The sequence below is a fragment of the Blastococcus sp. SYSU D00868 genome, from assembly GCF_054050575.1.
In genome coordinates, this window is record NZ_JBJGZO010000037.1 from 35,198 (window position 1) to 45,786 (window position 10,589).

A 10,589-nucleotide genomic window follows, 5' to 3' on the forward strand; every position below is an offset into this window, starting at 1 on the left:
GGACCGGGATTCCCCTGCGGCGAAAACTAGGATAAGCATTACCAGCGATGAGCGGAACCCGCGGGGACGGCCCCCGACCGTCCGGCCGGCTCCCCGTCCTCGCCGTCGCCACGGCGGCCATGGGGCTGGGGTGCACGCCGGCGTTCCTGGTCGGCTACCTGGGCCCCGACGTGCGCGACAGCCTGCAGCTGTCCGGCGCCCAGCTGGGCCTGCTGGTCGGCCTGTTCTACGGCGCCACGGGCGTCACCTCCCTGGCCGCCGCCCGGCTGGTCGACCCGCTCGGCCCGCGGGTGAGCATCGTCGCCGACCAGGTCCTCGTGGCCCTCGCGCTCGCCGCGGCGGCCCTGTGGCCGGCCTTCGGCACCCTCGCGGCGGCCAGCGCGCTGGCCGGCGCCGGGTACGCCTTCGCCAACGCCGGTACGAGCGTCGCGGTCACCTCGGTGTCGCGGCCGGAGCAGGCCGGCGCAGCGGTGGCGGTGAAGACCGCCGGCATCCCGCTCGGGGCGACGGTGCTGGCGCTGGCCGGGCTGCCGCTGGCCGACCGGATCGGCTGGGAGGGCGTCGCCCTGCTCCTCGCCGGCCTGCTCGCGCTCAACGCGGCGGCGGGTGCCGTCCTGCTCCCCCGCGTCGGGGCGGTGCCGGTCGCCGTCCCGGGCACCGACGGGCGGCTGCCCCGGCGCTTCGGCTGGGTGGTCGGGGCGTCGTTCCTTTACGTGCTGGGCTCGCAGCCGCTGTTCTCCTGGCTGGTGATCACACTGGTCGACGCCGGCGTCTCCCGCTCGGTCGCCGGGGCCGTCTCGGCGTCGGGCACCGCCCTCGGCGCGGTGGTGATGGTGCTGGCCGCCCGGCGGGCCGACCGCGCGGGCCCGCGCCGGCGGGCGCTCACCGCCGCGGGCGTGGCCGGCACCGCGGTCGTCGGCACGGCGCTGGTCTGGACCGGGTCGCACGTGGCGCTGGCGCTGCTGGTGGTCGGCGCGGTCATCGCGATCCTGGCCGACCTGGTCGGCTCCGGTTTCGCCCACGGCGTCGCCATCGACCGCGCGCCGCACGCGGTGGGCCGGGCGACGGCGGTCATGTCCAGCGGCTACTACCTCGGCGCCCTGGTCTCCCCGCTGGCCTTCGGCGCGGCCGCCGACGCGACCGGCTCCTACGACGCGTCGTGGGCGCTGACGGTCACCGCGATGACCTGCTGCGGGCTGTGCTTCCTCGTCGTGCACCGGTGGGTGCGCCCGCCGGCGGCTCAGCCCGCCAGCGCCTCGTCCCACGTCGCGCCGGCCAGCAGGAGCTTGCGGTAGGGCAGCAGCTTGGCGACCGCGCTGAAGCCGACCACCGCCTGCAGCCGCCCCCCGCCGCCGGTGACCGCGACGAAGGAGCCGTCGAGGTCGCCGTGCACCACGCGCAGCTCGTCCTGCGGCCGCACCCGGCCGAAGACCTGGAGCTTGCCGCCGAGCTGGTCGGTCCAGACGTAGGGCACCGGGTCGTGCACGGTCGGCGTCCCGGTGAGGTTGGCCGCGACCACGCCGGCGGTCTCGACCGCGTTGGTCCAGTGCTCGACCCGGAGCTCCTCGTCGTACCGCGGGGCGCGCCAGCGGGCGACGTCACCGACGGCGTACACGCCCTCGGCCCCCCGGGCGGCGAGGTGCTCGTCGCAGACGACGCCGTCGCGCAGGTCGAGGCCGGAGTCGGCCAGCCAGCCGGTCTCCGGCACGGTGCCCAGCCCCAGGACGACGACGTCGGCGGGCAGCAGCGTGCCGTCGACGAGGCGGACCCCGGTGACCCGCTCGTGCCCCTCGACCGCGGCGACGGCGGCGCCCAGGCGCAGGTCGACCCCGGCCGCGGCGTGCCGCCGGGTGAACGCCTCGCCCAGCACGGGACCCAGGCCGCGGACCATCAGCGTGGGCAGCGGCTCGACGACGGTGACCGGCCGGCCGAGCTGCCCGAGGGTCCAGGCGAGCTCGGCGCCGATGAAGCCGCCGCCGACCACCACCACGCGGGCACCGTCGGTGCAGGCGGCGCGGATGGCGGCGGCGTCCGCTGCGGTCCGCAGCGGGAACACCCCCGGCCGCGGCTCGAGCTCGGGCAGCACGCGGGGGTTCGAGCCGGTGGCGACCACCAGCGCGTCGAAGTCCAGCGCCTCCCCGCCGTGCAGGCCGACCCGCCGGGCGCCGAGGTCGAGGTCGGTCGCCCGCCCGGTCACCAGGCGGACGCCGAGGTCGGCCAGCTCCGCGGAGGTGACCAGCGGGGCGGCCGCGGCGGCGGGGTCGGCGAGGAAGCCCTTGGACAGCGGCGGGCGGTCGGCCGCCACGCCGTCGGGCGCGCCGGACTCGTCGCCGACGAGGACGACCTCGGCGTCGCTGCCCCGGCGGCGCAGCCCCTGGACGGTGCGGACGCCGCCGAGCGACGCCCCGACGACGACGATGCGCACCGGGTCAGTCGAGGACCGTGATGGCCCGCTCGGGGCACGCGTCGGCCGCCGTCCGTGCGTCGGCCTCCAGCCCCTCGGGGACCGGGTCGAGCTGGACGATGGCGTGGGCGTCGTCGGGGTCGAGCTCGAAGACGTCCGGCGCGCTCATGTGGCAGACACCGTGCCCCTGGCAGATGTCCAGGTCGACCGAGACTCGCATCGCTTCTCCCTCGCGGAGGGGCCGGCGCAGGGACTGCGCACGGACGTTGACAGGCACAAACTAGGATAAGCATTATCACAGGTGCGCCGTGCCACAGAGAAGACGAGGACGAGATGAGCACTGAAGACCGCAGCCCCGTCGTCGAGTTCGACCACCACTCCGCCGAGCACGCCGACGACACGGTGGGCAGCTACCGGCGGCTGCGCGAGACCACCCCGGTGGCGTGGACGGAGAACCACGGCGGCTTCTGGGTGCTCAGCGACTACGACTCGGTGTTCGAGGCCGCCCGCGACGACGACGTCTTCTCCTCCCAGCGGCTGGACCAGTACGGCGGCCCGGGGCTGTCGGTGGTCATCCCCAAGACGCCGATGCACTTCCACATCCCGATCGAGCTGGACCCGCCGGAGTTCCGCTCCTTCCGCAAGGTGGTCAACCCGGTCGCCTCGCCCGCGGCGGTGGCCAAGGTCGAGGACATGATCGTCAAGTGGACGACGTGGTTCATCGACGAGCTGATCGAGACCGGTGAGGCCGACCTCGCGCAGGTGATCGGCGTGCCGGCGATCTGCACGATCGACTGGCTCGGCCTGCCGGTGGAGGACTGGCAGATCTACGCCCGCTCGCACCAGGCGACGCTCGCCGAGCCCACCGACAGCCCGCTGTACAAGCAGGCCATCGAGGTCGACCTCCCCTACGGCACCGAGCAGATGCGGGCCACGATCGCCGCCCGCGCGGCCGAGCCGCGCGACGACGTCATCAGCTACCTCGTGCAGCAGGAGGTCGACGGCCGGCCGATCACCCAGGAGGAGGTCTTCTCGATCGTCGAGCTGCTGGTCAGCGGCGGCGTCGGGACGACGGCCTCGCTGGTCAGCCAGGCCCTGGTGTGGCTGTACGAGCACCCCGACGTCCGGCAGGAGCTCATCGACGACCCGTCGCTGCTCGACCGCGCGATCGAGGAGTTCCTCCGCTTCTTCTCCCCCACCCAGGCGCTGGCCCGCACGGTCGTGCAGGAGACGGAGTTCCACGGCAGCTCCATGCACGTCGGCGACCGCGCGCTGCTGGCCTGGTCGTCGGCCAACCGCGACCCCAAGCAGTTCGACAACCCCGACGAGATCGACATCCACCGCTGGCCGAACCGGCACGTGTCCTTCGGCGTCGGGGTGCACCGCTGCGCCGGCTCGCACTTCGGCAAGCGGATGGCCAAGGAGATGCTCAAGCAGGTGCTCGAGCGGATGCCCGACTACGTGGTCGACGTCTCCGGCCTCAAGCGCTACCCGCGCCAGGGCGTGAACAAGGGCTGGCAGCGCATCCCGGCGACCTTCACCCCGGGCGAGCGCCGGCTGCCGCCGGGCGCCGTCCCCGCGGGCGTGTCCGCCGCCTCCGCCCGCAGCTGACCGACCCAGCCGACCGCACCGACCCACCGATCAGGCCGCACCGCCGCGGCCGGGGACCCCGGGGAACCGGAGAACAGGAGCGCACGCCATGGCAGGACGCATGGAGGGGAAGGTCGCCTTCATCACCGGCGCCGCCCGCGGCCAGGGCCGCAGCCACGCCATCCGGCTGGCCCAGGAGGGTGCCGACATCATCGCCGTCGACATCTGCCAGGACATCGAGACGGTGACGCCGTACTACCCGCTGGCCACCGAGGAGGAGCTGGCCGAGACCGTGAAGCAGGTCGAGGCGCTCGACCGGCGGATCGTGGCGCGCAAGGCCGACGTCCGCGACCTCGACGGCCTGCAGAAGGCGTTCGACGAGGGCGTGGCCGAGCTCGGCCGGGTCGACGCGGTCGTGGCCAACGCCGGCATCGCCACCTACGGGCGGGCGTGGGAGCTCTCCGGCGAGCAGTGGAAGGACATGATCGACGTCAACCTCACCGGCGTCTTCCACACCGCCAAGGTCGCCATCCCCACGATGATCGAGGCCGGCCGCGGCGGCTCGATCATGTTCACCAGCTCGATCGGCGGCCTCAAGGGCATCCAGCACGTGGGGCACTACGTGGCGGCCAAGCACGGCATCGTCGGCCTGATGCGGACGCTGGCCAACGAGCTGGGCCCGTACAACATCCGGGTCAACACGATCCACCCCACGAACGTCGACACGATCATGATCCAGAACCCGGGCACCTACGCGATGTTCTCCCCCGGCGACCCCGAGCCCAGCCAGGAGAAGGCGATGCCGGGGTTCATGAGCCTCAACACCCTCCCGGTGCCGTGGCTGGAGCCGGTGGACATCAGCAACGCGGTGCTGTGGCTGGCCAGCGACGAGGCGCGCTACGTCACCGGCGTGACGCTGCCGGTGGACGCCGGCGCCTACGTCAAGTAACGCACCGGAGCAACGAACGACGACGCCGCGGCGGGGCTCCCGCCGCGGCGTCGTCGCACCCCGGGCCTTGTGATGCAGCACACTCCCTGCATATGGTGACCCTGTTTTCGCAGAGCCGCGACAACCGGAGCACAGGAGCCCGCATGAGCCAGTCGACCGTCGCACCGCAGGCCCCCGACATCCTGTCGGCCGAGTACATCGCCGACCCCTACCCCTTCCACAAGGTCCTGCGCGACCACCACCCGGCCACCTACCACGAGGCGACGCAGAGCTGGCTGATCAGCCGCTACGCCGACGTCTCGGGCGCCTTCCGCAACCCGGCCTTCTCGAGCAAGAACTACGACTGGCAGCTGGAGCCCATCCACGGCCGGACGATCCTGCAGATGGAGGGCAAGGAGCACGCGACCCACCGGGCGCTGCTCAACCCGTTCTTCCGCGGCAAGGGCCTCGAGGCGTTCCTGCCGGTCATCACGCACAACGCCGCCGAGCTGGTCGAGCAGGCGGTGCGCCGGGCGGCCGACGACCTGATCGACGGCATCGCGCGGCGCGGTCGCGCGGACCTCGTCGCCGAGTTCACGACGTGGTTCCCGATCAACGTGATGGTCGACATGCTCGGCCTGCCCAAGAGCGACCACGAGCGCTTCCACCGCTGGTACCACTCGATCATGGCCCACCTGAACAACCTGGCGGGCGACCCGGCGGTCACCGCTCAGGCGGACCAGACCCGCGAGGAGCTGCGCGAGTACATGCTCCCGATCATCCGGGAGCGCCGGACGGGCGACGGCGACGACCTGCTCTCCCGCCTGTGCCGCGCCGAGGTCGACGGCGAGCAGATGTCCGACGAGGAGATCAAGGCGTTCGTGAGCCTGCTCCTGGTCGCCGGCGGCGAGACGACGGACAAGGCGATCGCCAGCATGGTGCGCAACCTGCTGGACAACCCCGAGCAGATGGAGGCCGTGCGCGCCGACCGCAGCCTGGCCGACGCGGTCATCGCCGAGACGCTGCGCTACACGGGCCCGGTGCACATGATCATGCGGCAGACCGAGCAGCCGGTAGAGATCGAGGGGACGACGATCCCCGAGGGCGCCACCTGCATCCTCATGCTCGCCTCGGCCAACCGGGACGAGCGGCACTTCGCCGACCCGGACCGGTTCGACATCCGCCGTCCGGACCTCGACGTCGCCAAGGCCTTCAGCGGCGGCGCCAACCACGTCCAGTTCATCCTCGGCCGGCACTTCTGCGTGGGCTCGCTGCTGGCCCGCGAGGAGATGACGGTGGCGCTGAACCTGGTGCTGGACCGGCTGCCGAACCTCCGCTACCAGGAGGGCTTCACGCCCCGCGAGGTCGGCCTCTACACCCGCAGCGTGGAGAGCCTGCTGGTCGAGTTCGACGTGCCGGAGACCGCCTGACCGCACCGACGGCCAGAGCCCCGGGCTGCCAGGTGGCGCCCGGGGCTCTGGTCAAACAGGCGAACCATGCATAGGGTAAGCCCGATCACACCCCGCCCCCCGCCGACGGCGTCGTCGGCCAGTCCAGGGAGACGAGCCATGTCCTCTCGCGGTGCCATCGAGAACGTCCTCAACCGCTACTCCATCGCCTACGACCAGAACGACATGGCCGAGATGGCGGACACCTTCGCCGACTCCGCCGTCCTCACCATGCGCATCGCCGGCGGCGACCTCATCGGGCCCTTCGAGGGCAAGGAGGCCGTCATGAAGCTGATGACCGACAGCCTGGCCAGCCAGACCGACCAGCGCCGGCACGTCACCACGAACCTGGCGATCCGCAAGGAGACCGACGACTCCGCCTCCGTCGAGTCCTACCTGACCCTGATCTCCGTGCAGGACGGCAAGGCGACCCTGCTGTCGACCGCGCTGTACCAGGACGAGCTGGTCAAGGAGGCCGACGGCGCCTGGCGGTTCACCAAGCGGCACATCGAGCTCGACCTGCCCTACTGAGGTCCCGCACGACGAAGGGGGGAGGCGCCGGCGGCGCCTCCCCCCTCTGTCGTGTCCGGCCTAGCGGATGAGCGCCCCCGCGTCGACGGGCAGCGCGACGCCGGTGACGAACCGGGCCTCGTCCGAGGCCAGGAAGAGCACCGCGTTGCTCACGTCGTCGGGCTCGACCCAGCCGGTGTCCAGGGCGTGCATGCCCCGCATGATGTCGACGACGTCGTCCCGGCCGGGCGCCTCGAGGTCGGGCCGGAAGAGCTTGTAGATCGCGTCGTTGAACAGCAGCCGGGTGTCGACGTTGGTCGGGTTGACGCAGTTGACCCGGATGCCCTGGGGGGCGACCTCGTTCGCCAGCGCCCGCATGATGCCCACGAGGCCGTGCTTGGCGGCGGTGTAGTGGGTGTTGTTGGGCAGCCCCTTCGCCGAGGCGATCGAGCCGGTGAGGACGATCGACGCGCCGGGGCCGAGGTGCGGCAGCGCCGCCCGGATCGTCTTGAAGACGCCGGTGAGGTTGATGTCGATCATGTCCTGCCACGTGTCGTCGGACATCTGCGCCATGGGCGCGCTGCCGCCGACGCCCGCGTTGGCCAGCACGACGTCCAGGCGGCCGAGCTCGGCGACGGCGCGGTCCACCAGCGCGCGCAGCGCCTCGCCGTCCCGGACGTCCACCTTGTCGGCCACCACCCGCCGGTCCTGCTGCTCGACCAGCCGGACGGTCTCGGCGAGGTCCTCCTCGGTCGCCAGGTCGTAGCCGATGGTGGCCACGTCGGCGCAGGCGTCGGCCAGGACGAGGTCGGCGCCCTCGCGGGCCAGCCGGAGCGCGTGGTTGCGCCCCTGGCCGCGCGCCGCCCCCGTGACGAACGCGACCTTCCCCTCGAACCGCTGGTGCACGTGCTCTCCCCTCTCTCCCCCGGCCGCGGGCGCGGTCGGCGTCAGGCCGACGCCACGGCGGCCTCGCCGCCGTAGCAGTGGTGCAGGATCTCCGGCTCGGTGACCTGGTCGCCGGTCAGCTCCGCCACGACGCGGCCCTCGCGCAGCACCACCACGCGGTCGGAGACGGCGGCCAGCTCGGGCAGGTCGGAGGAGATGAACAGGACCGCCTTGCCGGCGTCGGCGAGCTCGCCGACGATCCCGTAGACGTCGGCCTTGCCCTCGACGTCGATGCCGGCGGTCGGCTCGTCGAAGACGAAGACGTCGGCGCCGTGCACCAGCCACTTGGCCAGGACCACCTTCTGCTGGTTGCCGCCGGACAGCGTGCCGACGGCGACCTCGGGGCCGCGCGCCTTGATGCCCAGCCGGCCGATCATCTCCTGGCTGGCGGCGCGCTCCCGGCCGGCGCTGGGCCGGGGCAGCCAGCGCAGCGCCCGGTACCGGCTCAGCGTGGGCAGCGTGGTGTTCTGCCGGATGCTCTGGGCCGTGTCGTTGCCCTGGTGCCGGCGGTCCTCGGGCAGCAGGGCGATGCGCTCGCGCATCGCCGCCCGCGGCGACCGCAGCGCCACCTCCCGGCCGCGGACGGCGATGGTGCCGCCGTCGGGGGCGTCCACGCCGAAGAGCACCCGGGCGAGCTCGGTGCGCCCGGCGCCGACCAGCCCGGCCAGGCCCAGCACCTCCCCCTCGCGCAGCACCAGGTCCACCCCGTGCAGCGCCGGCGCCCGGGTCAGCCCGGTGACGCGGAGCAACTCGGCGCCGGCCGGCCGGCCGGCGCGGTCCACGTGCACCGTCTGGCTCTCGCTCGCCCTCGCCTCGCCGGTGATGCCGGCGACCAGCGTCGTCTTGGTGAGGCTCGCGGTGGCCCGGTCCCCCACGACCGCGCCGTCGCGCATGATCACGACCCGGTCGGTGGCGCCGAGGATCTCCTCCAGCCGGTGCGACACGTAGACGATCGCCACGGAGGCGTCGGCCAGCTGCCGGATGACCTCGAGCAGGTGGCTGATCTCGTCGTCGGTCAGCGAGGCGGTGGGCTCGTCGAGGACGACGACGCGCGCCTCCCACGCCAGGCAGCGGGCGATCATCACCATCCGCTGCTGCGCGACGCTGAGCTCGTCCACCCGAGTCCGCGGGTCGACCTCGAGGCCGAGCCGGGCGAGCACCGCGCGGGTCCGCCGGTGCAGCTCGCGCCAGTCGACGAACAGCCCGGCCCGCCGCGGGTGGGGCAGCCCGAGGAAGACGTTCTCCGCCACGCTGCTGCGCGGCACCAGCGCGAGCTCCTGGTGGACGACGGAGATGCCCAGCAGCGACGCGGCGTGCGAGGAGGCCAGGGTGACCGGCTCGCCGTCGACCAGGATCTCGCCGGCGTCGGGGGTGACGAGCCCCGCGAGCATCTTGATGACGGTGCTCTTGCCGGCGCCGTTCTTGCCCACCAGCCCGAGCACCTCGCCGGGGGCGACCGAGAACGACGCGTCGTCCACGGCCAGGACGCCCGGGTACTCCTTGCGCAGTCCGCGCACCTCCACGACCGGCGGGACCGCCGGTGCCGCGGCCGCGGTCACGCGTGCTTCCTCTCCAGCCGGCTGATCAGCATGGCGGCGACCAGCACGATGCCCTGGATGATGTTGATCCAGGCGGTGGCGATCTGGAGCATCTGCAGGCCGGTCTGGATGACACCGAGGAACAGGACCGCGACCACGGTGCCGGGCACGTTGAACGTGCCGGGCCGGAAGGTCGCCGAGCCGAGGAAGGCCGCCGCGTAGGCCGGGAGCAGGAACGGCACGCCCGCGTTGGGCTGGGACGAGCCGCCCTGCGCCGTGATCAGGATGCCGGTGACGGCGGCGGCGACCGCGACGATGACGAAGCCGAGCACCCGCAGCCGCTTGACCGAGACGCCGGCGAACCGGGCCGCGTCCGGGTTCCCGCCGACGGCGTAGATCCGCCGTCCGGTCTCCGTCTGCTCCAGGAACAGGTACATGACGACGGCGACCAGCAGGGCCAGCCAGATCTGGATGTTCACGCCGAGGATCGCGTCGCTCTGCCCGAGGTCCTTGTAGCCCTGCGGGACCCCGCTGAACAGCGTCTGCTGGTTGGTGAACAGGTACTCGACGCCGAGCAGGATCACGCCCATGGCGAGGGTCTGCACGAACGACGAGGCCCCGAGGTAGGCGATGAAGACGCCGTTGACGAGGCCGACCAGCACGCCGATGCCGAGCGCCAGGAGCACACCCACCGGCCAGGCCACGCCGTGGAGGGTGATGAGGGCGAGGGCCGACGCCCCGCCGAGACCGACCATGGCGCCGATCGAGAGGTCGAACTCCCCCAGCGCGAGCGGGACCGTGAGCCCGATGGCGAGGATCGCCGGGGCCGCGGCCTGCTGCAGGATCGCGTTGAGGTTGTTGGTGGTGAGGAAGCTGTCGGGGCGGGCGATGCCGAACGCCACGACGACCAGCAGGAGCGCGACCAGCACGCCGCCGCGGGCGACGAGCGTCACCCAGCTGGGCCGCCGGCGTCGCGGTGGACGGACCTCCCTCCCGCCGACCGGGCTCCCCCCGGGGTCCGTGCCCGTCGCGGTCGCCGCGCCCACGGCGGCGGGGTCCCGCCCGGCCGGTGCGTCGGTCTGTCCTGTCGCCACTGCTGCTCCTCGACGGGTGGTGGCCCGGGGGGGGGGGGGGGGGGGGGGGGGGGGGGGGGGGGGGGGGGGGGGGGGGGGGGGGGGGGGGGGGGGGGGGGGGGGGGGGGGGGGGGGGGGGGGGGGGGGGGGGGG

Annotated in this window: 10 protein-coding genes; 5 read left to right on the forward strand and 5 right to left on the reverse strand. The window is 73.3% G+C overall.

The features are described 5' to 3' along the window. The first annotated feature begins 47 nt into the window (after positions 1 to 47). Positions 48 to 1,295, forward strand: coding sequence for an MFS transporter (locus ACI79F_RS21860; RefSeq protein WP_456547314.1), 1,248 nt, complete (start codon positions 48 to 50; stop codon positions 1,293 to 1,295). Here ACI79F_RS21860 and ACI79F_RS21865 read toward each other — a convergent pair. After that, positions 1,241 to 2,425, reverse strand: coding sequence for an NAD(P)/FAD-dependent oxidoreductase (locus ACI79F_RS21865; protein WP_456547315.1), 1,185 nt, complete (start codon positions 2,423 to 2,425; stop codon positions 1,241 to 1,243). The two genes, ACI79F_RS21860 and ACI79F_RS21865, sit on opposite strands and share 55 nt — an antisense overlap. A 4-nt stretch (positions 2,426 to 2,429) precedes the next feature. Further along, complete coding sequence (locus tag ACI79F_RS21870) at positions 2,430 to 2,624, reverse strand: ferredoxin (RefSeq protein WP_456547316.1); 195 nt, start codon at positions 2,622 to 2,624, stop codon at positions 2,430 to 2,432. A gap of 113 nt (positions 2,625 to 2,737) precedes the next feature. Here ACI79F_RS21870 and ACI79F_RS21875 point away from each other — a divergent pair, with 113 nt between their 5' ends. The 4 genes from ACI79F_RS21875 (at position 2,738) to ACI79F_RS21890 (ending at position 6,901) form a co-directional block, all read left to right on the forward strand. Next, positions 2,738 to 4,015 (forward strand): cytochrome P450, encoded by a 1,278-nt coding sequence (locus ACI79F_RS21875; RefSeq protein ID WP_456547317.1) that lies wholly within the window; start codon positions 2,738 to 2,740, stop codon positions 4,013 to 4,015. Positions 4,016 to 4,103: 88 nt separating this feature from the next. Beyond that, positions 4,104 to 4,943 carry a mycofactocin-coupled SDR family oxidoreductase gene (locus tag ACI79F_RS21880; RefSeq protein WP_456547318.1) on the forward strand — a complete coding sequence of 280 codons (840 nt, stop codon included), beginning with the start codon at positions 4,104 to 4,106 and terminating at the stop codon, positions 4,941 to 4,943. Between the two features lie 143 nt (positions 4,944 to 5,086). After that, complete coding sequence (locus ACI79F_RS21885) at positions 5,087 to 6,352, forward strand: cytochrome P450 (RefSeq protein WP_456547319.1); 1,266 nt, start codon at positions 5,087 to 5,089, stop codon at positions 6,350 to 6,352. Positions 6,353 to 6,490: 138 nt separating this feature from the next. Then, positions 6,491 to 6,901 (forward strand): nuclear transport factor 2 family protein, encoded by a 411-nt coding sequence (locus ACI79F_RS21890; protein WP_456547320.1) that lies wholly within the window; start codon positions 6,491 to 6,493, stop codon positions 6,899 to 6,901. A gap of 60 nt (positions 6,902 to 6,961) precedes the next feature. Here the strand turns inward: ACI79F_RS21890 and ACI79F_RS21895 are convergent, their stop codons facing one another. Genes ACI79F_RS21895 through ACI79F_RS21905 form a run of 3 tightly spaced genes read right to left on the reverse strand, consistent with a single transcriptional unit; the run spans position 6,962 to position 10,316 of the window. Next, entirely contained in the window at positions 6,962 to 7,786 is an 825-nt protein-coding gene (locus ACI79F_RS21895; protein ID WP_456547321.1) for a mycofactocin-coupled SDR family oxidoreductase, read from the reverse strand. A 41-nt stretch (positions 7,787 to 7,827) separates the two neighbouring features. Beyond that, complete coding sequence (locus tag ACI79F_RS21900; protein ID WP_456547322.1) at positions 7,828 to 9,384, reverse strand: sugar ABC transporter ATP-binding protein; 1,557 nt, start codon at positions 9,382 to 9,384, stop codon at positions 7,828 to 7,830. After that, positions 9,381 to 10,316, reverse strand: a complete 936-nt coding sequence (locus ACI79F_RS21905; RefSeq protein ID WP_456547323.1) for an ABC transporter permease — start codon at positions 10,314 to 10,316, stop codon at positions 9,381 to 9,383. Before ACI79F_RS21905 ends, ACI79F_RS21900 begins: the two co-directional genes overlap by 4 nt. Between the last annotated feature and the right edge of the window lie 273 nt (positions 10,317 to 10,589).